The organism is Bartonella sp. TS82HLJMH (assembly GCF_042193495.1).
GTDB classification, from domain to species: Bacteria; Pseudomonadota; Alphaproteobacteria; order Rhizobiales; family Rhizobiaceae; genus Bartonella; species Bartonella grahamii.
Map to the genome: position 1 here is coordinate 108115 of NZ_JBHILU010000002.1, position 22802 is coordinate 130916.

At 37.7% G+C, this 22802-nt stretch carries 19 protein-coding genes; 7 read left to right on the forward strand and 12 right to left on the reverse strand.

Annotated elements, in window-relative coordinates; translation table 11 throughout:
• Positions 1-11: 11 nt before the first annotated feature.
• From era to rpoZ, 8 genes are all read right to left on the reverse strand, one after another.
• The gene (era, locus tag ACFIKO_RS01415) at positions 12-917 is read right to left on the reverse strand and encodes a GTPase Era (protein WP_375673101.1); all 906 of its coding nucleotides are present in this window, start codon (positions 915-917) and stop codon (positions 12-14) included.
• Positions 910-1617: a ribonuclease III gene (gene rnc / locus ACFIKO_RS01420; protein ID WP_375673102.1), complete on the reverse strand. Its 708-nt coding sequence runs from the start codon at positions 1615-1617 to the stop codon at positions 910-912. The genes era and rnc overlap by 8 nt, the downstream gene beginning before the upstream one ends.
• Positions 1598-2410, reverse strand: coding sequence for a signal peptidase I (gene lepB, locus ACFIKO_RS01425; RefSeq protein ID WP_375619397.1), 813 nt, complete (start codon positions 2408-2410; stop codon positions 1598-1600). Before lepB ends, rnc begins: the two co-directional genes overlap by 20 nt.
• Before the next feature lie 80 nt (positions 2411-2490).
• Positions 2491-2892 (reverse strand): holo-ACP synthase, encoded by a 402-nt coding sequence (acpS, locus tag ACFIKO_RS01430; protein ID WP_375673103.1) that lies wholly within the window; start codon positions 2890-2892, stop codon positions 2491-2493.
• A gap of 20 nt (positions 2893-2912) precedes the next feature.
• A complete protein-coding gene (locus tag ACFIKO_RS01435) occupies positions 2913-3503 on the reverse strand; it encodes a DUF2062 domain-containing protein (RefSeq protein WP_375673104.1) in 591 nt (196 codons plus the stop codon).
• 94 nt (positions 3504-3597) lie between these two features.
• Positions 3598-4176 (reverse strand): orotate phosphoribosyltransferase, encoded by a 579-nt coding sequence (pyrE, locus tag ACFIKO_RS01440; RefSeq protein WP_375647101.1) that lies wholly within the window; start codon positions 4174-4176, stop codon positions 3598-3600.
• A 16-nt stretch (positions 4177-4192) separates the two neighbouring features.
• Complete coding sequence (locus tag ACFIKO_RS01445; RefSeq protein WP_375619394.1) at positions 4193-6418, reverse strand: RelA/SpoT family protein; 2226 nt, start codon at positions 6416-6418, stop codon at positions 4193-4195.
• A gap of 126 nt (positions 6419-6544) precedes the next feature.
• Positions 6545-6943, reverse strand: a complete 399-nt coding sequence (rpoZ, locus tag ACFIKO_RS01450) for a DNA-directed RNA polymerase subunit omega (protein WP_375619393.1) — start codon at positions 6941-6943, stop codon at positions 6545-6547.
• Between the two features lie 555 nt (positions 6944-7498).
• Between rpoZ and ACFIKO_RS01455 the strand changes: the two genes are divergently transcribed.
• The gene (locus tag ACFIKO_RS01455; protein ID WP_375673158.1) at positions 7499-8167 is read left to right on the forward strand and encodes a uracil-DNA glycosylase; all 669 of its coding nucleotides are present in this window, start codon (positions 7499-7501) and stop codon (positions 8165-8167) included.
• Positions 8168-8215: 48 nt separating this feature from the next.
• Here the strand turns inward: ACFIKO_RS01455 and smpB are convergent, their stop codons facing one another.
• The gene (gene smpB, locus ACFIKO_RS01460; protein WP_012231306.1) at positions 8216-8692 is read right to left on the reverse strand and encodes an SsrA-binding protein SmpB; all 477 of its coding nucleotides are present in this window, start codon (positions 8690-8692) and stop codon (positions 8216-8218) included.
• Positions 8693-8711: 19 nt separating this feature from the next.
• Entirely contained in the window at positions 8712-9596 is an 885-nt protein-coding gene (dapA, locus tag ACFIKO_RS01465) for a 4-hydroxy-tetrahydrodipicolinate synthase (protein WP_375619392.1), read from the reverse strand.
• Positions 9597-9847: 251 nt separating this feature from the next.
• Here dapA and ACFIKO_RS01470 point away from each other — a divergent pair, with 251 nt between their 5' ends.
• A complete protein-coding gene (locus ACFIKO_RS01470; protein WP_375619391.1) occupies positions 9848-11938 on the forward strand; it encodes a lytic transglycosylase domain-containing protein in 2091 nt (696 codons plus the stop codon).
• A gap of 1025 nt (positions 11939-12963) precedes the next feature.
• Here ACFIKO_RS01470 and ACFIKO_RS01475 read toward each other — a convergent pair.
• Positions 12964-13716 carry an energy transducer TonB gene (locus ACFIKO_RS01475; RefSeq protein ID WP_375673159.1) on the reverse strand — a complete coding sequence of 251 codons (753 nt, stop codon included), beginning with the start codon at positions 13714-13716 and terminating at the stop codon, positions 12964-12966.
• 243 nt (positions 13717-13959) lie between these two features.
• Here ACFIKO_RS01475 and ACFIKO_RS01480 point away from each other — a divergent pair, with 243 nt between their 5' ends.
• The 5 genes from ACFIKO_RS01480 to ACFIKO_RS01500 all read left to right on the forward strand — a co-directional run bounded on the left by ACFIKO_RS01480 (position 13960) and on the right by ACFIKO_RS01500 (position 20305).
• A complete protein-coding gene (locus tag ACFIKO_RS01480) occupies positions 13960-16137 on the forward strand; it encodes a TonB-dependent hemoglobin/transferrin/lactoferrin family receptor (RefSeq protein WP_375619390.1) in 2178 nt (725 codons plus the stop codon).
• Positions 16138-16407: 270 nt separating this feature from the next.
• Complete coding sequence (locus ACFIKO_RS01485; RefSeq protein ID WP_375673105.1) at positions 16408-17451, forward strand: hemin-degrading factor; 1044 nt, start codon at positions 16408-16410, stop codon at positions 17449-17451.
• 18 nt (positions 17452-17469) lie between these two features.
• Positions 17470-18372, forward strand: a complete 903-nt coding sequence (locus tag ACFIKO_RS01490; RefSeq protein ID WP_375673106.1) for a hemin ABC transporter substrate-binding protein — start codon at positions 17470-17472, stop codon at positions 18370-18372.
• Positions 18373-18377: 5 nt separating this feature from the next.
• A complete protein-coding gene (locus ACFIKO_RS01495; RefSeq protein WP_375673107.1) occupies positions 18378-19475 on the forward strand; it encodes a FecCD family ABC transporter permease in 1098 nt (365 codons plus the stop codon).
• A complete protein-coding gene (locus ACFIKO_RS01500; RefSeq protein WP_375619386.1) occupies positions 19472-20305 on the forward strand; it encodes a heme ABC transporter ATP-binding protein in 834 nt (277 codons plus the stop codon). The genes ACFIKO_RS01495 and ACFIKO_RS01500 overlap by 4 nt, the downstream gene beginning before the upstream one ends.
• A 220-nt stretch (positions 20306-20525) precedes the next feature.
• Here the strand turns inward: ACFIKO_RS01500 and ACFIKO_RS01505 are convergent, their stop codons facing one another.
• The gene (locus ACFIKO_RS01505; protein ID WP_375673108.1) at positions 20526-21500 is read right to left on the reverse strand and encodes a tail fiber protein; all 975 of its coding nucleotides are present in this window, start codon (positions 21498-21500) and stop codon (positions 20526-20528) included.
• Between the last annotated feature and the right edge of the window lie 1302 nt (positions 21501-22802).

Genomic DNA, 22802 nt, shown 5'->3' on the forward strand with positions numbered 1-22802 from the left:
TTTTAAAAATCTTATTTTAAAAAATCCAATCCCATTTCGCGATAACGTTCTGGATCGGTATCCCAATTATCGCGCACTTTCACAAAGAGAAAAAGATGAACCTTTTGATCCATAATTTCCATGAGTTCTTTACGTGCTGCTTGACCAATCGCTTTAATTGTATCGCCTTTTGCTCCTAAGACAATTTTTTTCTGACTCTCACGCTCGACATAAATAACCTGATTAATTTTAACGGAACCATCTGAACGCTCTTCCCAGTTTTCTGTTTCAACTGTTGAGGAATAAGGAAGTTCATCATGAAGACGAAGAAAAAGTTTTTCACGCGTAATTTCAGCAGCAAGATGACGCATGGGCATATCGGAAATTTGATCTTCCGGATAATACCATGGCCCCTCCTGCATCATATTACTCAACGCATGAAGTAAATCCTTGCAACCAGAACCGTTTAGAGCAGAAATCATAAATGTTTGCGCAAACTTTACACGTTCATTTATTTTAGTGGTTAACGCTAGAAGAGATGATTTAACAACTGTATCAACCTTATTAAGAACAAGAACTTTTTCTTGTTTCATGTTGTTTACAATATCTAACATCATATCAACTTCATCCGAAAGACCAATTTGAGCGTCAATTAAAACGAGCAGAACATCAGCGGTCTTAGCCCCTCCCCAAGCAGCAGAGACCATGGCACGTTCTAAGCGCTTATGGGGACGAAAAACACCCGGTGTATCGACCAATACAATTTGCACATCATCATGAATGACAATACCGCGGATTAAAGTTCGTGTTGTTTGTACCTTATGCGTTACAATTGAAATCTTTGTTCCAACCAATTGATTAACCAATGTCGATTTACCGGCATTAGGCATCCCAATAAGCACAACAAACCCAGAACGCGTTTTCATAACGTCACTCATGATCATTTTTTCCCACTATTTTCCATACACCCTCTCGTCGCAAAATTTTTTCAGCTGCCATTCTTTCGGCATATCTTTTGGAACTTCCCTGCCCAATCTCTGAAGCAAACCCAGAAATACTTACCTCTACCATAAAAACAGGATCGTGATCTGGACCTGAACGTTTTATAACCTGATAATGTGGTTGTGCATTGCCTTGGATATGCGCCCATTCCTGTAATTCGGTCTTGGCATCACGTCGACCAGCATCCATTTTCTTTGCCCGACTATGCCAATATTTTTGAATAAAAGGGCGAACACTTTCCAATCCTCCATCGAGATATATCACGGCAATTAAAGCTTCCACGACATCTGCATGCATATTGATGAGTCGACGCCCCTCGAAATTTTTCATCTCAAAACCAACACGGATCATATCAGGCAGCCTCATTTCACGCGCAATATCAGCACACGTCTGCGCATTGACCAGATGATTCAAACGGACTGATAATTCACCTTCACTTGCCTGAGGAAAAAGTTGATACAGCATTTCTGCAATCAAAAGCCCTAAAACCCGATCCCCTAGAAACTCTAGTCGTTCATAATTCCCCTGTTCCGAATCTTGTACACTCGAGTGTGTTAATGCCTTCTTTAACCTCTCTTCATCTTTAAAACGATGCCCCGTCAACTTGAAAAGTTGATCAATCATTAGACGTTTCATCGTTGTTTCCTTGCTTGATAAGCGGCAAATCATGAACCGTATTTATGAAAGAAAACAAACGCTTCCAACGCACATCAAATGGCCAGCGCCAAATCTGCCAAGCACTTGAACCGTTACTGATAGAAAAGAAAATCACGCTCGCGCGACCAATAAGATTTTCTTCTGGAACATAGCCTACATCTAAACGACTATCATCTGAATTGTCGCGGTTATCTCCCATCATAAAGTAATGTCCTTGAGGAACTTCAAAGACTTTTGTATCATCAACTTTCGGGATGAAAGCTAAATCAAGTGTATCATAACTGACACCGTTAGGCATTGTCTCGCGATAAACCTCAACAGGATAGTTAACCTCTGTTATATCAGAATTATCAATCTCCCCCATAAAGTGACGTGAAACAGCCTCATCATTAATATAAAGAACACTTTGACGGACTTGTATACGATCACCTGGTAACCCAACAACGCGTTTTATATAATCAATCTTCGGATTACTTGGTAAGCGAAAAACGACCACATCTCCACGTTGAGGTTGAGATGCCCAAATCCGTCCAGAAAAAAGAGGAGGAGAAAAGGGGATGGAAAAACGAGAATACCCATATGCATACTTAGAAACAAACAGATAATCTCCCACCAACAAAGTAGGACGCATTGAACCGGAAGGAATACTAAAAGGCTGGAAAAAAAGTGTCCGAATAAACGCTGCTAAAAGCAGAGCCTGTATTAAAACAGAAATAAATTCACGAAGCCCACCTTTTTTTTCTTTTTTATGCACTTTATCTTTTTGGATCATCACCAACTGCCTTCTCATCACAGATATAATTTTTTTTCATCATAATATTCAAATAACAAAAGCACAATCTCTCACACCATCTATCCACGTGGAAGTGCTTCGATAATAATAAATGCCTGTGCCCAAGGAAAATCATCTGTTATGCTAAGATGGATAACTGCATCATGATGAGGAGGTAATAACTTTTGAAGTTGCACTTGCGCACGATTTGTTAATTGCATTATTGGTTTACCAGATGGCAAATTAACTACCCCCATGTCTTTCCAATTAATACCACAAGCGATTCCCGTTCCTAAGGCTTTAGAACATGCTTCTTTAGCAGCAAATCTTTTTGCATAGGAAGAGGAGCTTTTTTTGAGATTTTCAGATCTATTCCTTTCAATATCCGTAAAAATACGTTGGGTAAAACGCTCACCATAGCGAACCAACATTTTCTCAATACGTCGTATATCAACCAGATCATTTCCAAGACCAACAATCATACGATATTACCCGATCTTTCTTACGATGAACGCTTCTTAAAACGCTTTTTTTTTATAATCTTTTGATATCGCTTTTGTTTAAAACGAACCGTTGCTCTGTAAACACCTATATAAGATAAACCACCAAAAACAATACCTAAAAGAGTTCCACCTAAAATCATAGGACTCATAATTGTGTCCCATGCACCTTTAAAGAGGAGAGAGAGATTTGACAATGTCAAACCATTAAATAGAGCACGAATTTGCGAAAGAGAAATCTCTTTGACATCGCTAAAAAGTGATAAACAAAAATACCCTACTTTATAATCAGCCATGACAATCAATAAAAATGTGAGTGGATTAGAAAAAACCGTCCCAATGATTGCGGCAGCAAAGTTTGCACGCAAAAGCCAAGATAAAAATATTGCCAAAATAATATGCAACCCAAAGAAAGGAGAACAAGCTAAAAAAATGCCAACAGCAACCCCTAATGCTACTTCATGCGGTGTTGCTGATATACGCAAAATACGTTTATGTATGTAGCAAAATGAGCGAGAAAATGAACGACGTGGCCATAACCAAAGTCGAATACGCGTTACAAAATCTATTGGTTCTCGACTACGAAAAAGCATATGACTCTCAATATACATCTTTTGATGATGAAATAATCTATATCACCCAAATTAATCTTTTTAAGCTTTTGCACAAAAAAAAATAGAAAGACAATTAAATATTTCGACTGCCTGGTTTAATCGCTGGAAGAACAGAAAGCTCTGCAGGAAGTGCATCACTAGTATAAGAGGTTATTTCATATTCAGCAAGCGCAATCAATGGAACTCCAACATTGACCTTACCACCAGAACGATCAAGGATACATGCACTGGCCAATACCTCTGCTCCTGCTGCAACGAGCGCCTCAATAGTCTCACGAATGGAAAGACCCGTTGTCACAATATCTTCGACAATAACAACCCGTGCACCCTTCTTGATTTCAAAACGACGCAATTCAAAGATGCCATTTACACGCTCTACCCAAAGAGAAGGAATACCAAGGTGACGTGAAGTTTCATAGGAAGGAATAAGACCGCCAATTGCGGGACCAACAACATAATCAATTTTTCCCTCGATAGATTTTTTGATTTTTTCTGCCAATCCACGACATAACTTTTCCGTCAAGTCAGCATGCATGAATACTTTCGCTTTTTGCATATAAGTCGCACTATGGCGCCCCGATGTTAAAATAAAATGCCCTTCTAGAATAGCATCTGCTTGTTTAAAAATATCAATGACGTCTTGTGTATTCATTGCAAAATCTTTCTTTTTATCCATGAACCCGCCGTACTGTACTTACTGAACCTGCCTCTTTTAACTGAGAAAAAATACGATTCAAATGTTTTAAATCCCACACTTCCAAATCAATCATAATTTCTGTAAAATCCGGTGCTGTACGGATAAAAGATAAATTTTGGATATTGGCATCGTTAGCAGAAATTATTTGTGTGATTTCAGCCAAAGAACCAGGACTATTTACAACCAAAATATTCATCCGTGCAGGAAAACGTTCATTCATTTGGGCATCAATATCCCAGCGGACATCAATCCATCGTTCTGGCTGATCATCGTACGCCATCAAAGCTGAAGACTGTATTGGATAAATAACGATCCCAGCCCCAGGCTGCATAATACCAACAATCCGATCTCCAGGTACTGCTCCTTCCGGTGAAAAACGTACGGGTATATCTCCACGGGTTCCTCTAATAGGCAATGCTTTAGATTGATGATTCTCGACCATTGCATTCTTTTCATTTTCTGGAACTTTAAAAATCATACCTTGAGCATTCTCAATATTAAACCAACCTTCTTCCCCAGGCTTAAAAGATGACTTTTGTATCACACGGTGATCTTGATAATCAGGATAAACCGCTTTAATCACATCAGCGGAAAACAGCTCTCCACGCCCAACAGCAGCCAATACATCCTCTACATCTTTACGTGCTAAACGTGGCAAAACTTTCTTCAAAACGTCTTTTGAAAATTGTTTTCCCATATATTCAAATGAACGCTCTAGAATACGATATCCTAAACCCGAATATTGTTTACGTACCGCGGCACGACTTGCTCGTCGAATAGCTGAACGTGCTTTACCTGTGACAACAAGAAATTCCCATGCAGCTGGTGGAATTTGAGCGTGTGAACGAATAATATCAACCTCATCACCATTTTTTAATTTGGTCATTAAAGGCATAATACGACCATTGATTTTCACACCCACACAAGAATCACCGATGTCGGTATGGACGGCATAAGCAAAATCAATAGGCGTAGCTCCTTTAGGAAAAGCAATTAATCGACCTTTCGGCGTGAAACAAAAAACTTGATCTTGAAAAAGCTCAAGCTTTGTGTGTTCTAAAAATTCTTCCGGATTATCTCCATCTGACAAAGATTGAATCGTTTGACGCAACCATGCATACGCATTTGTTTCATTTGATAACCTCGAAGCCGAATAATTAGAACCTTGCTCTTTATAAATGGAATGTGCCGCAACGCCATATTCAGCAATTTCATCCATAGCAGCAGTTCTAATCTGCAATTCAACACGTTGTCGCGATGGTCCCACAATCGTTGTATGAATGGAACGATAATCATTCTGCTTTGGTATAGAAATATAATCTTTAAAACGACCAGGAACCATTGGCCACGTCGTATGAATAACACCAAGAGCGCGATAACAATCATGCACTGTTTCAACAATCACACGAAATCCAAAAATATCGGATAATTGTTCAAAAGAGAGCGCCTTGCTTTCCATTTTGCGAAAGACGGAATACGATTTTTTCTGACGGCTTTTAACATTCGCTTTAATGCCATGCTCGAAAAAAAGTTTCGTCAACTCGTTTTCAATTGTGGAAAGCAAATCACGGTTGCGTTTTGATAACTCAGAAAGACGATTGGTAATCGTACGATAACCTTCTGGATTTAAATAAAAGAAAGAGAGATCTTCTAATTCCTCTCGCATATCCTGCATACCCATACGACCAGCAAGCGGCGCATAAATATCCATCGTCTCCTCAGCAATTCGCCGGCGCTTCTCATCACGCATAACACCAAGGGTGCGCATGTTATGAAGACGATCAGCAAGTTTGACTAAAAGAACACGAACATCATCAGAAATGGCAATAAGAAGTTTACGAAGATTTTCTGCCTGTACGGCTTTCTTGGATACAAGATCAAGCTTATTAAGCTTTGTAAGTCCTTCAACCAACTTCCCAATTTCAGAACCAAAAAGCTGATCAATTTCTGCTCGTGTAGCGCTTGTATCTTCAATTGTATCATGCAAAAGAGCAACAGCAATCGTTGCCTCATCCAACCGCATATCTGTCAAAATAGCAGCAACTTCTAAAGGATGAGAAAAATAAAGATCGCCTGAGGCACGCTTTTGATGTGCATGCTTTCTCATTGCATAATCATAGGCCTTGTTTAAAAGAGCCTCATCTACGTCAGACTTGTAACGTTGAACACGTCCAACAAGCTCACACTGACGCATCATACGAGCATATCCTTTATCTTTTCACACCCCTAATCTCTATTGAACACGTCTTATCAATAAAGACAAGAAAAACAACCGCTCCTTACAGACAAAGCATCTTTACCCCTGTAATATAAATTACCGCAATTAATAATCGTCACTTTTTTCTGGAACAACCAAACCTTCAATACCCGCCAAAAGCTCTTCTTCTGACATATGATCAAATGAAATACCTTCTTCTTGCGACGACGTATTAAAAACACTTTCAGCTTCATCCGAATGGGTAATAAATTCACTTGCCATTTCTGGCTCATCTACTTCTACATGCTTTTGCAGAGAATGAATAAGGTCTTCCTTTAAATCAGCAGGCGACAATGTCTCTTCTGCTATTTCACGCAAAGCAACAACTGGATTTTTATCATTATCACGATCAACTGTAATCTGCGCTCCTTGTGAAATCTGACGCGCCCGATGACCTGCTAAAAGTACCAATTCAAAGCGGTTGTCAACTTTATCAATACAATCTTCTACCGTTACGCGGGCCATTTATGCCTCTTTCTCAAATAAAAAAATTAATAGCGGATAGGAAAGTATATACAATAATCAAAATAAAACACAAGAAAAACAACACAAAATTTTATATTTTTTGATTAAAGAACTTATTTAAGAAAATTCTTAGAAAATTTATAAAAATGTATAACCTATTCATGCTCGTTATCAAAGCTGCTCTTAAAAGCATTCCAATAGATTGGCTTCAAACAAAGGGAGGTCTTTCTTGACAAAATGCTTGTCTGGAGTCTTTATCCTTTTAAAAGGAATATCAGCTGTTTAAAATCCTTTGCAATAACAGCAACCTTATACATACTTTTTATGATAATATCTTTATTTAAAGAAAAAACTTTTTTCTTTGAACATCATATGTATTGTACTCTTATTCATCGAATAAATTACTGAAAGATCACCTCTCTTTACATAATAATTAGCAATAAGTTTATACTAAATTTTATTTATATTCATTATAGATTGTTTCTCAAAACATAACCCGTCATATACGCTATAAAAGACTCAAAAAAATAGAAAAAACGATTGATGCCTAACACCATGAATAGCCAATTAACACCACTTTGCCCAGAACCACCCCAAAATTGCAACTTATGTCCTAGGCTTCATCAATTTATCGCTGGCTGGCGTGTAAAAGAACCAAGTTGGTATAATGCACCGGTGCGCCCATTCTTTCCTTATAAAGGGCCAGACACAACACGCCTTCTTATTGTTGGGCTTGCTCCTGGATTACGCGGAGCAAATCGAACTGGACGTCCATTTACTGGTGATTATGCTGGGCACTTACTTTATTCAACTTTAAAAAAATTTGGTTTTGCCCAAGGAACCTTTAAAGAAAGAGCAGATGATACTCTTGAACTTATTGATGCAGCAATCGTTAACTCTGTTCGTTGTGTTCCACCAGAAAATAAACCCACCGGTGCAGAAATCAACACGTGCCGCTATTTCTTCTCACCTCTTTTAACAAATCTTCCCAAACTTAAAGCCGTTATTACCTTAGGCACCATTGCGCACCACTCAACGATACGTGCCCTTAATGCAAAAGTTTTAGCTCACCCTTTTGGACACGGCGAAATCAATAACATCGGCAGATTACGCATCTTTTCGAGCTATCACTGTTCTCGTTATAATACAAATACTGGACGCCTGACAGACGCCATGTTTCACCAAATTTTTCAGGCAGCAAAAACATACTTAGATCAATGCTAAAACTGTTTTAAATAGCGCTATAAATAAAGGATATCTAGATCGCATCCGTCATCCATATCTTTTTAAAAGTCTTGCTTTTTCACGTCCCCAATCGCGTTTTTTTTCCGTTTCGCGCTTATCATGAAGCTTTTTCCCCCGCGCTAGAGCGATCTCCAACTTAACGCGCCCTCGTTCATTAAAATAAAGTTTGAGAGGAACAAGTGTCATTCCTTCACGAGACGTTGCATTAAAAAAACGTGCCATCTCACGTTTTGAAAGTAATAATTTGCGCAAACGTCGTGGTTCATGATTAAAACGATTAGCCTGCGTATATTCAGGAATATAGCTGTTTACTAACCATAATTCCCCATTCTCAAAACTCGCATAGCTTTCAGCAATATTGGCATGATTAGAACGTAAGGACTTCACTTCCGCTCCCTGAAGGACAAGACCAGCCTCGAGATTATTAAGGATTTCAAAATTAAAACGTGCTTTACGATTGTCAGCAATTATTTTCCGTACGGGCGCGTTCTTTTTTTTATTCATGGCTTTGTCAATATCATTGTTATGCTTTTAAAAGACCAGCATGACTGAGGGCTGCATCAATAATCTTCTTTGTTCTTTCTGTTAATGGAACAATCGGAGAACGCACAGTATCACCACAAAATCCTAATTTTGCAGCAGCATATTTAATACCTGCTGGACTAGGTTCAATAAACACAGCTCGATTAAGAGGCATCAAGCGATCATTTAATTCTCGTGCTGTTTTATAATCACCACGAAAACAAGCGGACTGAAGCTCTGCACAAAGCTTTGGAGCAACATTGGAGGAAACTGAAATACACCCCATACCTCCATGTGCATTAAAACCTAACGCTGTACAATCATCACCGGAAAGCTGTACAAAATCCTTCCCACACTTTTCACGTTGTTCACTAACGCGTTCAATTCTGCTCGTTGCATCTTTTACACCAATGATATTTTTAAAATCTTGATAAAGGTCTTTCATCGTTTCCACAGCCATATCGATAACAGAACGACCAGGAATATTATAAATTATAATCGGAATAGAAACAGCTTTGGCAATGGAAGAAAAATGTTTGTATAAACCAGATTGATTTGGTCTATTATAATAGGGAGTGACAACCAAAACTGCATCTGCACCAGCTTTTTGCGCGTATTGTGCAAGCTCTACAGCCTCACTTGTACTATTTGATCCCGCTCCAGCAACAACAGGAACACGCTTTGCGACCTGCTCAACACACAATTCTATAATCCGCTTATGTTCTTCATGACTTAACGTTGCTGATTCACCGGTTGTCCCAACTGGGCTTACACCGTTAATCCCTTGTGTGATCTGCCATTCAATAAAATCACAAAACGCCTTCTCATCAATTGCGCCCTTATTGTCAAACGGTGTAATAAGCGCAGTTATAGCTCCCTTGAGCATGATAAACTCCCTATAATGTTCGCTTTTATTTTTTTAATAATCGCCTTTTATAAATTTTAAATAGAGCATAATCTTGCTCTATCATTGAAGCAAGATGAATTTCAAAAAAAGCCCTCATAAGATAAAAATCTCCCTCCTTAAATGTTGCACATTTCTTTAAAATAAACCGTCTATATTAACGCGTTTTTCATGCTTGTGTTCTATAAATCCTTAAGTTTTTACAAAAAGCAAGGTCTTAAGGTCTTTTCTCTATGCGTGTATTTTCCACCTCTCTTTTCGTACCAACCTTTATTGCACTTATACTGGCAATAAGAATTTTATTTTCAAGTGCATACGCGCAAACACCCCTTTTGCACGGGAAAGCGCCAATCCCTTTGTTGCGCCCTACTCCCTTTACCGAAAAAGAAGCTCTAGAGCCTCTTCAACAGATACACACGACATCACACAATACTGCTACACTTCAGCAACTGAAAGCTGGGCTAGATGCACTAGCAAACAACAATATTGCAAAAACAATAAATCTTCGTAATTCAATGGAAAAACATAGTCTTGATCGTTATATTTTGACATGGGCGCTGGGGGTATCAAACCAAGCTAATATACCAAGTTCTGAAATATTTAATGCAATCAACATGCTAAAAGGATGGCCAGGTATAGAAACGATGCAACGCAATGCTGAACGTGCTTTTCTTAACGAAACCAACGTTACACACGCAATCATCCAAAAATTTTCTCATCACCCGCCCCAAACAGCGCAAGGAATGGCTCTCTTCGCTAAAGCACTTATCGCAACGGGACAAACCACCCGTGCTCGACACGTTATTGCGCCATGGTGGCATAAAACACAGCTTAATGCAAAAGAAGAAATATTTGTTCTTAAAAATGCAAGCGCTGCATTAAAACCTATTGATCATTTGAAACGCATGCAGTTTATGCTGTATGCATATCGTTTTGATTCAGCAGCACGCATTGCAAAATTAGCCCATGCTCAATCTCTTTTTGATGCTTTTGTGGCTGTTGAAAAAAATGATCCTAGAGCTACACAAAAATTAAAGGCTGTAGAGAGATCATGGCAAAAAGATCCTCTTTTTCAGTTTGCTCGAATACGCCATCTTCGACGAACAGAGCAATATGATGCAGCTGCAGCACTCATGATGAAAACATCAAAAAATGCACTCCGCCTTATGAACCCTCATTCATTGTGGAAAGAACAACGCGCCCTTTCTCGTGAAATGCTCGATTTAAACAAACCAAAAATTGCTTACCAACTCGTTGCAATGCACACTGGTATAACATCTGCATTAGCTATTGATGCTCAGTTTCATGCAGGATGGTACGCACTACGGTTTCTTCATAACCCTAAATTGGCAATGCAGCATTTTTCACGTATTCCTCAACTCTCTTCTTTACCTTTTTCTGCATCACGTGGATATTACTGGATGGGACGAACAGCAGAAACGCTAGAAGAACATAAAAATGCCCAGCTATACTTTCATCGTGCAGCTCATTTTGGTGCAACTTACTATGGTCAATTAGCCGCTGCACGACTCAACCAAAAAAAGCTTAAAGTTTCCTTTCCCAAACCAACAACCGCTGAGCGACAACATTTTAGTGCACGAAAAGCGATCAAAGCAATTCAACGTCTTGAAGCAGCCGGCTATGCTGATTTTGCTAAAATTTTTTATAGAGAGCTCGGAAAAAAAATAGAAAGCCCCGGCGAATTAGCTCTTCTGGCTGTTATGGCAGAAAAAAATGGAGACTATTATACCAGCCTCAAAATTGGAAAAATGGCTGTTTTTCAGGGAAAAAATGTTGGTGCACTCTCCCATCCTCTGGGAGCTATACCAGCTTCTACTAATATTTCTGTAGAGGAAAAATCACTTATCTATGCCATTGCACGCCAAGAAAGCGAATTTAATCCAACAGCCATATCAAAAGCAGGTGCACAAGGTATACTCCAATTGCTTCCTACAACAGCAAAAGCATTGGCAAAAAAATACTCAATCGCATGGTCTCCTAAAAAATTTAGCAGTGATGCTCATTATAATGCAACATTAGGTGCCCATTTTCTCAATGAACAATTGGAACGTTTTAATGGATCCTATATACTAACTCTTATTGGCTATAATGCGGGTCCCCGTCGAGTCAATGAATGGATAAAACGTTATGGCGATCCTCGAGGACAACCTCTCGATAACGTCATTGATTGGATTGAGCGTATTCCTTATACAGAAACACGTAATTACGTGATGCGTGTCATGGAAAATTATGGTGTCTACAAAGCAAGACTCACTGGGAAAATAGATATAAAAACCGACCTGCTTTCTGGTCAACGGAAATAATATGCCTTAACTTCACAAATAGTATTTGAAAGCGTTCATAAGAAGTGTTTTTATTCCTTTTTAAATAGTACCCACATACCAACCTGCTTATGATGTATAAGCAAGTAATTTTAATTGATTCAGTATCAATAAATTCGAAATGAGAAAACCCTAGCCTATTCGGGGCTTTTATTTCAAATACAAAATGATGAGTTATCATTATAAATCAACATGTCGTACAAATAGTTCATTTCTTCTTAACATAAACGACAATATCATAGATGATTACAAATATAAGAGGAGAATGAAACAAATAGGTCATTTTATTGTTGCTTATTAGTGTCAATATTCAAATCTTGTGCAACAACATATTTAAAGACTATTTTGTTCTGCTTATAACATTTCTATACCAAATTAAGAGTACGTTTATTATATATATATATCGTTTGGATTATCTCTGATAACAGAAAGACAGACTCATTGAGTTAGAAAGCCTTAAAGACAAACAATTCTCTTCTACCCCTTCCCTTTTCATTCGGTTTTACGACTTTTAAATATGTCAATATCTTTTAATGATGAAGATAAAGCTTTGCTTTTTTCCCCATTTTTACATATAAGCTCACATCCTTCACACAAAACAGAGCATCCCAAAATAGTATGTTTTTCTTATTTATATTCTTGTTTTAATGTTTCTAAGCCCATTTCACAACGGTGTATCTGAAAAGTACTTACAAAAATCCTTTCATGAATGGCATAAAAAGCGATTAGACACAATTAACCTTTACTGAATAAAAGCTATAGCTCTATCATACCTTAACTCCCAATGTTGTAACAGCCCTTTCATTTAGAGCATTCATAAGAAGTATATTCACTGCTTTTTAGAAGTTTTTACCCATACTCTCCCTCAACTTGTGTCATAAGTAAGCGAATGGTTTTGATTGATGCAACGTCAAAAAATTCGAACGAACTATATTTTAACTTTCATTCAAATTATAAATAATTATTATAAATCAATATGTTATAAGAAAAGCGCCCCATATAAAAAATCAACTAAATATCAGGGACACTCTGATAATTTTGTTCACCTTTGATGCAGGGGGCGGAGGAAAAGTGCCAACACGTTGAAGTGCCACCATAGCTAAACGATCAAGTTCTGGATCACCAGCAGAAACTACAACACGGCTAGAAAAAATACTCCCCTGCTCATGTACCCTAAACTCTAACTTTACCGCTCCTTTTGCACGGCTAGTACGATGTCCAACAACATATTCTTTTTGCCTTTCTAATTGTGCTTGTACCTTTGCCAACCATTCCATTAACAGTGCATCCTCAAGCGCTGCTGCATTAGCACTCTGACTGGTAGGAGAGGAAGGTATCGCCTTTGTATTGGAGCGCTTTACTTTAGCCTTTAGCATCGGTATTGTTTTTTTGACGAGCGCTTTATGCTCCACTTTTTGAGGAAGAGGTTCTTCCAAAGACTTGAAATCATCTTTTTCTACAGTATGCTGAGGCTCCTCGGGTTGAACTTCATCCATGAATTCCTGTCCCTCTTCCTCCTGCTCTAGAAGGTCTGACTGTAATACTTCTGGCTCTGTATTAATGTCCAATAAATCTATATTAACATCTGGATCTACAATCTCTTGCGCAAAAGTCAGCATAATCGTCGACGAAAGCGAGCCATTACTTACACCAGTACTTTGAAAATAAAACTGTGCTGCCAATAATACATGCAAAAAGAAAGCTCCAACAAATGCACCAATCCAAAGAGTTAATAATTGCCTTGTATTTGCAAAATTCATCGTTTCTTCTGCCACTATTTTAAGCTTAATATTGGTGTTCAACCTCATTAAAACAGGCTATTTTGAAATTGCAACTTTTTTCTTGACTGATTTTGTCATGTTTAATATGGTTTTTCAATGATTTTGTGCTGTTCTCAAAATCATTTCTACTTGGCTGGCAAGTTTTAATCAGCGAGTCCAGCCTTTTTGTATAAATATAAATTTCAAAACAGAGAGGGGATGTTAAAAGGGTTGTGATGTGTTATGCAAATAAGACGAAAAAATATCTATAAAAGCTGTATAATTTTAAGTGCGTTATCGGTCTGTACCCCTTCATTTGTTCTTGCACGAGATGAAGAGCGTGGTGCTGTAACTGAACTTAAGCCAATTGTTATTAAAGGGAAAAAAATAGAAGATTCTTCAGGTTCAGTAACCATTTTGACCAATCATAAAACCGCTAAGGATATTAATGAAAAACAAATAAGTGATGTCCATGATGTTAGTCGTCTTGATCCGTCCATAACTTACAACACAGGAAAAAATAGTTTTGTAATTCGTGGGTTAGATGCAAATCGTGTCCTTACAACTATGGATGGTATCGCTCTTCCATGGTTCGATGATATATTGCGCGGGAACGGTGGAAATACAACATTTGACTTTGGTGCACTTTCTACATTTGATATTATTCAGGGATCAGATTCTAGTCTTTATGGATCTGGTGCTCTAGGGGGGGTTGTTGCTTTACGTACTCTTAATCCTGAAGATCTTATCAAGGAAGGGAGGAATTGGGGTGGTCTTATAAAGGGTGGTTATCATTCTGTTGATAACAGTTGGCGAGTAGATCAAGCTATTGCGGTGCGTAATTACCAAACATTGTTTCTTTTTCAAGGGTCTCATGTAGAAGGTCATGAACGTAAAAATATGGGAACCGTAGAAGGTTATGGAGAGCGTACACGGAAAAATCCTGCTCAGTTTGACCGAAATAATTTGCTCTTTAAAATTCATCAATACTTTAATGATAATCACCGACTTGGTTTTACCGCAGAGCGTTTTGATGATGATAGAAACACACATTCATTGGATGCTTCTAAAAGGTATGCCCCAGGTTCCGTTTATGATAAAGACAACAAACTTCGTGAACGCCTTTCTCTTTCTTATAACTATAACGGCAATGAAGATTCTGTTCTTGATGCGTTTCATGGAAAAATGTATTGGCAAAGACAGTCAAATCGTTATATTATGACTGGATTTCGTGTTGCAGCCCCAAACGGGGATTATTTGAGAGACAATTTTTTGCGTAACACTAATTATGGTTTCAATGCTGATGCTCTTAAAAAAGTTCATATTGGCACTGTAGATCATACATTAAAGCTTGCCACTAATGTTATGTCATCTAAATTTCATCATTATTTGTTCGGGAAAGATAATTGTCACTTGCCGGAAAATGCACGGGGGTGCCTCTTTGTACCCGCTAATCGGTCAGATTCACCAGATACAAATGGCTATAATTTGGGTTTTGTTTTCGAAGATGAAATTGCCTTTGCTGATAACCATTTCCGTGTAACACCTGGAATTCGTTATGATTGGTATAAGTATGTCCCTCAGAAAACACCCTCTTATGAGAAAGCTCTGATTTCTGATAAATTTCCTCCAGAAAGAAGTGGTTCACATTTTTCTCCCAAATTACGTGTGGAGTGGGATGTGCGTAATCAAATAAGACTTTATGCTCAATGGGCTCAAGCTTTTCGTGCACCACGCATTTCAGAACTTTACGTCTCTTATATAAAACCCGGTGCCTATTATGTGAAAGGAGAGCCTGATCTTAAAGCAGAAACGAGTAATGGGTATGATGTTGGTGTGCGATATGGAAATGAAAATTTCGGCGGTACACTCAATGCCTTTTTCAATCAATATAAGGACTTCATAGATACTATAGATAAAGGGCCTTCAGAAGAATTCAGATTTTCGCGTCGTCATTATACAAATCGTGCGAATGTGCGTATTTATGGTGCTGAAACAAAAATACATTGGGTTCTTAATAATGGTTTCCATGCCAATGTTGCCCTTGCTTATTCACAAGGAAAGGACACTGATAAAAATGAATATCTTAACTCAATTCCAGCTTTTAAAGCAGTTATCGGGATAGGATATGCAAAAGAAACTTGGGGTGCAGATGTCGTGCTTACCTCATCTGCCAAACGTGATAAAGTTGCTAAGGATTCTGATTATCAAAAGATACCCGGATACAAGGTTGTTGATGTATCAGGTTGGTTGAAGCCATTCGGCGAGAAAGGCCTTGTTGTGAGGGTGGGCGTCTATAATCTGTTCAATGAAAAATATTGGAATGTATCGGATCTTCCTTCCGGTAAGAGTACCACACCGAAGGATTATTATAGTCAGCCGGGTCGCAACTTTAAAGTTTCGTTTGTGCAAAAATTTTAGTCACTTTTGTTAACCATTAGATCAATTAAAAAGGTTATATCGATAAAACATAAATTATTGCGTTTTTGTTCCCATTGTTCTTTGAACAACAAATTTTGAGGTTAGCGCTTTAGCTATTTGTAATTATTGGTTTTTATTGTTCTACTGTTGATAAAATAAAGGCTTATTTGGTGGTGAGTTGAACCATTAGTTGATGGTGGTTCAACTTACTGTCTTTGAGTTTTAAAATTAAACAATTAACCTTCAAACAGGAAACATAGGGATAAGCCCATGTCATACACAGCCGAAATGATTATTCGCTTGCGTGAAGAAAAAAAGGAGATGCGTAGCCGCGATTTCGCGGACTCTATTGGTATATCCGAAGCAGAACTCATTGCGGCTTATTGTACAATTGGAAAAGCAAAAAAACTACGCACTGATGTCGCTACTCTCTTGGAAAATGCTCCTAAACTTGGAACAGTTATGGCATTAACACGGAATGAAAATGCTGTCCATGAAATAACAGGATGTTTTGAGAAGATTGTTCAAAGCCAGCATATTCCGATAACACTGGGTGAAATAGACTTGCGTATTTTTTCAAAACAGTGGAAGTTTGGTTTCGAGCATGACGTGATTATTCTCGGAACACCTATGAAAAGTCTGCAATTTTTTGATCAATATGGCATTGCTATCTTCAAGCTCTATTCTAAAGACGCAACAAATATGGAAGAATGGGCTGCACTTGTTGACAAGTTGCTTCATAACGATCAATCACCCGTACTTGATATTTCTCCCGTTCCTACTCCAGTACAATGTGATACGACAAAGCTAGATGTTGAAAAGTTCCGAGATCGTTGGCGACAGATGACTGATGTGCATCAACTTCATGGGATTATTTCTGAACTGAAAATTAATCGACATAATGCTGTAAAACATGCCGGAAATGAATTTGCCGATGAGTTGAAAATAGAAGCTGTTGAGATGATGCTCAAACAAGTTGCGCAAGAAGAGTTACCAATTATGTGTTTTGTTGGAAACAAAGGATGTATCCAAATTTTTACTGGACAAGTAAAGAATATTAAGCAAATGGGACCTTGGCTTAATGTTCTCGATCAGAAATTTCACCTCCATTTACTCGTTTCTGGAATCAAAAAGGTATGGCGTGTTCGCAAACCTACAATTGATGGGTATGTCAACTCACTTGAAGTTTTCGATAAAGATGACGAGATGATTATTCAATTCTTTGGCGTACGCAAGGAGGGTCAAAAAGAACGTGAAGATTGGCGCTCTTTATTGAATGGTTTACCATCGTGCCAAGAAAACAGCAGTAACTAAGATAAGGTAAGGTCGGACATGTTCATATCTCTTTTGCATAGGTTATCAAACCTTTTTCTTATGTGTTTACTGCTCTCTCTTACCTGTTTTTCTAAACAAGTAATTGCTGAACCCACAACCGGTTTTCCTGAAAATGCTCGAATTGTTTCTATCGGCGGAGCACTTACAGAAATTGTCTATGCATTAGGGGGACAAGATCAACTTATCGCTCGCGATAGTACAAGCGTCTATCCAGAGGAAGCTCTCAAGCTTCCTGTGCTTGGGTATATGCGCGCGCTCTCTCCTGAAGGTATTTTATCACTTTCTCCAGAGGGCATCTTACTTGTTGAAGGAAGCGGTCCCGCTTCAACCATTGATATTCTCAAAAAAACATCAATACCTCTGGTGATCATACCAGAAGACTACTCCCGTGAAAATGTGATAGAAAAAATCCGCCTCGTTGGTAAAGCCATTCATCGGGAAATGCAGGCAGCTACATTAATTGAAAAAATAAGTCGTGATTTTGTCGACAATGATGCGCTTTTGGAAAAAGTAACAAAACCAAAGCGCGTTCTTTTTGTTTTATCAGTACAAAATGGGCGTGTTATGGCGTCTGGAACAGGGACAGCTGCCGATGGTATGATAAAACTTTCAGGTGGGATCAATGCTATTACCGATTATAAAGGATATAAGCTTCTCAATAACGAAGCGTTATTGAAATCGAATCCGGATGTTATTTTGCTTGTCAAGCATGGTAGAAAATCTGCTAACATTGATAAAATTTTAGCCATTCCAGCAGTTCAAGCAACAACTGCTGCAAAAAATCACGCCATTAAACAGATGGATGCCATGTATCTTTTGGGATTTGGTCCACGCACTGCAAATGCATCAAAAGAGCTTATCCATATACTTTATGGTACAAATCAAAATGATAAGAGTTGATAGAAATGCTAGACAATCCATCCATGGTGCGTACCCCTGAAACAAAAGAGAATAAAAGACTAAACCGTGCAAGATTGGGAAAAATTTTATTATTTAGCTTAGTAGTGTTCCTTACCTTTAGCATTTTTAGCGGGCTTTTACTTGGTGCATCAAGCGCTTCTTTCATTAATCTTCTTCATGTGATGCTTACGCAAGACTTTTCAGTGAGTAGTAAGACACGTGATTATCTTATTCTTATCGATATAAGGCTTCCCCGTGTTATCTTTGGATTGTTGATTGGAGCAGCTTTAGCTGTCTCCGGTGTTCTTATGCAAGGGCTTTTCCGTAATCCTCTTGCAGATCCAGGAATTGTAGGTGTATCAGCAGGTGCTGGACTTGGAGCAGTCTTAGCAATTGTTATCGGTATTGCTTTTCCTGTTTCATTTGCACCTTTTTTAGAGCCTTACAAAGTTATCATAGGTGCTTTTTTTGGTGGACTTTTATCAACGATTATTCTCTACATAATAGCAACGCATAATAGCTTTACCTCTATTGCAACCATGCTGCTTGCTGGTATTGCTCTTGGTGCATTAAGCAGTGCAGTTGTCGGAACATTGATTTTTATCGCAAATGACCAACAACTCCGTGATATCACTTTTTGGAGTCTTGGCTCTCTTGCGGGCGCTACATGGTTGAAAGTATGGCTCGTTCTCCCTTTCATCATTATTGGTCTTCTTTTCTCTCCCTTTTTATCACGAGCACTTAATGCCCTTGCTCTTGGAGAAGCTGTTGCTGGCCATATTGGTTTCCATATTCAACGCGTTAAAAATATTGCTATTCCCCTTGTTGCTCTTATGTGTGGTAGTGCTGTTGCTGTCAGTGGGGGTATTGGTTTTATTGGTATTATTGTTCCTCATATTTTACGTCAGCTCATTGGTCCTGATCATCGCTATCTCATTCCTTGCTCTGCTCTCTTAGGAGCAGCATTACTTATTTTTGCTGATACGTTTGCACGCTTAATTGTTGCCCCCGCAGAATTACCGATTGGAATTGTAACAGCACTTTTTGGTGCACCTTTCTTTCTATGGATCCTTATCTGCAAACGAGGAACAGACTTTTCATGATTAAAGCAACAAATATTTGTGTTCAGCGCGGAAAGAAGCAGATTCTTAAACACATTAATCTTCAAGCTAAAAGTGGTGCTTTTACCATTATTATTGGTCCTAATGGATCAGGAAAAAGTACTTTTATCAAAGCTCTGAGTGGTGAAATTCCTTACAGTGGAAAAATAACTTTAAATGGTTATAATGTATGCCAAACAAAAACTCATGAAATGGCAAAAATGCGCGCTGTGCTACCACAATCAACAACGCTCGTATTTCCATTCTTAGTCCATGAAGTTGTAGGGCTTGGCCTTTCTGTAAACCAATTTACCATTGCCAAAACCAAAGTGCAAAATCTTATCCAAAAAGCTTTAGAGTGCGTTGACCTTTCTGATTATGGCAACCTGTATTATCACCAATTATCAGGCGGAGAACAAGCTAGAGTACAACTTGCCCGTGTACTTTGTCAAATCTGGAAACCTGTTCATAATGGGATTCCTCGCTGGATGATACTAGATGAACCTATTGCTAGCCTCGATATTCAACATCAAATCATCGTTATGGATATTGCTAAACAATTTGCCCATTCTGGTGGCGGCGTTCTTGCTGTTCTTCATGACCTCAATCTCGCAGCACATTATGCCGATAACATGATCTTGCTCAAGGAAGGAGAGATTTATTGCGAAGGAAATGCAACTAACGTTTTAACAACACAAAATCTCCGCGATGTTTATCATTGTTCTTTAAACGTTTCTGAATTACCTAAAGAAGATATCCCATTTATACTCCCTCAAACGGCATCCTCCTATGAAATTAGATCTCTAAGCTATCGGTTTCAATCTAAAAACTAAAGTCCATAGAAAAATAAAACATGCAAATATTCAAGAATTTTTTTTATTTTTATATGAGCTTTTTTTGTCATCTGTCATTTTAAAAAATTGTTTTTTTTTGACTCTCTCAAGTATCATATTAACAGTATAGATTTCCTCTTCATATGCTAGAAAATAACGCGGAATTGCTCCGCGTTAACAAAATTATCAGGGTGTATAGATTATTATTACTCAAACATACTCATGATTTTATAGCATAGACAACGGTTGCATTAACAGGGCGCGTTTCTGCCTCACCCGTATGGGAAAGAGTTACCTTGTGTGTATGTGCACCAGCAGAACCTGTTCTCCCTTTCAGGGTCGCATTATAGGTATAATGATTTGGTAGTCTCCCAATATCACCAACTGGCCATCCTACCCCTTGATACTCAAAATTATGCGTATGCTCGCCTGCATTTTCAATACTCCCAATATGCGTATGCGATTTTATGCTATCTTGTTGTTCATCTGCAAATTTTCTACCACTATCTAAACCCCGACCATTATCAAAGCCGCGTAAAAACATGCCTCTAAAATCAGGAACTTTAAAAGTTTTATTGCTGTCTTTTCCCCATTTATCACCTATTGCATTGAATAACCGCGGATAATCTTCACGCTTATAGGCCTTACCATCACACAAAAGCCAACCATTTGGCACATTTTGCATAGCAAATGTTGCAATGAATCCAGAGGGGAAACTTTCTATCTTTGGTGGTGTAGGATTTAATAAATACCAACCCTCATGCTCTTTTATTAAAACACCATTATTGTATACCATTTCATAAATGCCATCTGTTTGAAATTCTCCACCTTCTAATGGTATAACCCCCGCATCAGTTGCTTTATAGATAAGCTTTTCTCCTATATTATTAACAGTTATTTTTGTCGTGCCAATATTTACACCACAAGCTTTAAAACGTATGACGATATCATTATTGTATTTCTTTATAGGCGAAACTGTCTTTAAGGTAATTAATGTTGTTTTATCTTCCACATTTACTATAAAGCTTGAATTAATAGATCCACCATTATCTGCAAGATATTCACGCACGCGCTGCATCATCGCCCGTGCACTATCATTAACAGAACTAGGCGGCTGACCTTCTGCCCAATTAATGATACTATCTGAATAAGCATTTTCATCAGCCTTTAGAGACCAATCGTAAATATTAGACATTATAAATCCCCCATTATTTTCATAGTTTTTCTAATAACTTCTCGTTCTGTGCACCAAAATGTGCTGCCACTGTTGATTGGTACATCATAATCACTGCACCATCCGTATTTACGCATTTTATCTCTCTTCACTCCTTGCAATTTAATAACCTAAATTCACCAGATGCTTTTCATAACATTAGTATTAATGTTTTCTCTTCTAATGTGTAATGTAACCACCTCATCTGATGTTACTTAATATCTTGTTTTGTTGCTTTGCTGTTGTTATATAATTATTTTTCAAATCTTGCGTCTTATTGCAAAATTTATAAATACTGTTCAAAATTTTCCTTATTATGGATTTCATATAACCATTATCGAATGTAATAACTTATCATCTACATAGAAAGTTTCTGACTTAAACATTATCTTTTTTTATTTTTTTCAATAGGTTAAATCTATCGCGTCGATATTTTAAAACAAAGAAACTCTATCTTTTGGCTATCACTTGTATTAAAATTTTAAAAGTTAGCTTCAACTTCGTTGCATGCTTCATTATGTTTTTTTGAACAAGCTTTTGTCTAATCTAAATGCACCATAGAAAATATATTCAATATGGACACTTCTTCACGCTGAAATACTTTGAAATACTAAAGAAACATCACACACCTTCACCAAATCTGAAGGTTGTATCCGATCCGGAAAACATTAAAAAACATAACCTAGCACCCTCCCCCAATTTTTATAAACAATACCCCTATTTTTTAAGCGCCCCGCAACAAAATTCTCCCCTCCCGCACTTAGCACATCCCTCTATATATATTATTATATGTATATTTTTTTTGCAAGAATAATAAATTATTCTCAACAACATCTTACAATTATTGGTGCTCTTCTCTATTCTTTCCAGCGGTTACTTCATTATTTAATATAATTGCACTACTTAAAAATGATTTTTTAACAAGATCTAAAAGATAAACTGTTTTTTATATCTTTCATAATGTTCATAACTAGTTTTATGATATTAGTGGGACAATGAAAAGCGATTATAGAATGCTATGATAGTGTAGATAAAGAGTTCACTAACGAATTTATCTATGAGTCTCTTGTTAACACATTTTTTTATCTCTGAGGTATACCAATCATCTTTTCCTGTATAGCTGCCGCTTTTATATGGCTACCAATTGTAAAATTGCTAATAATAGCAATATTAGTGGGAATTTGGTTACTCTTCCTCATAATTCCCTACTTATTCTAAAATTGTTTTTTGGCTTTGGTAATCATTATCATAATAATTCTTTGTTTGCGTTTGTTTTATTTATTA